Annotated in this window: 2 protein-coding genes; both read right to left on the bottom strand. The window is 70.9% G+C overall.

Annotation, left to right across the window (positions count from 1 at the left end; all coding sequences use genetic code 11):
• Nucleotides 1–108, bottom strand: a 108-nt coding sequence (locus E1212_RS31265) for a transposase (RefSeq protein ID WP_162605687.1), incomplete at its 3' end; no start/stop codon positions are given.
• A 53-nt stretch (nucleotides 109–161) separates the two neighbouring features.
• On the bottom strand, nucleotides 162–594 hold a 433-nt coding region (locus E1212_RS29150), incomplete at its 5' end, for an integrase core domain-containing protein (RefSeq protein WP_162605686.1).

Raw genomic sequence — 594 nt, 5'->3', positions numbered from 1 at the left:
CGGGGCGGTGCCGGCCATGCGGGCCAGCGCGGCGCCGTCGTGGATGCGGGTGGGGTCGCCGAGTTCGGCCAGGATGGTCGCGGCCACGATCGGGCCGACGCCGGGCACTGCGAGCAGGGCCGGGCAGTGAACCGTCCTGGATCTCCCGGAGGGTTGGTTGGTTACGCGACCTCCGGGATGGGTGCCGCGGTTGTAGCTTGCCGGTGATGGTGTTCGAACTCAATCGGGGGTAGGTGCCCGATCGAGGAGTGCAGCCGGGTCGTGTTGTACCAGTGGACCCAGCGGGCGACCCGCCACTCGACGGCGGAGCGGTCGGTCCAGGTGGGTCCGCCGTCGTGGATGGCTTCGGTCTTGAACAGGCCGATGGTGGACTCGCACAGCGCGTTGTCCAGGGCGTCGCCGACGGTGCCGATCGATCCGGCGATGCCGGCGTCGATCAGTTCGGCGGTGAACGCCACCGAGGTGTACTGGCTGCCGGCGTCGGAGTGGTGGACCAGCCCGGTCGTGGTCCAGGCCGCGTCGGCGCGGTGGCGGGTGTGCAGGGCCTGCCGGAACGCGTCGATGACCAGCGAGGCCTCTCGTGAGGTGCTCACC

The sequence above is a fragment of the Jiangella ureilytica genome (genome assembly GCF_004348545.1).
Lineage (GTDB): Bacteria > Actinomycetota > Actinomycetes > Jiangellales > Jiangellaceae > Jiangella > Jiangella ureilytica.
The sequence above is the reverse complement of the archived record's forward strand: the minus strand, read 5'-3'. Positions and strand labels throughout refer to the sequence as shown.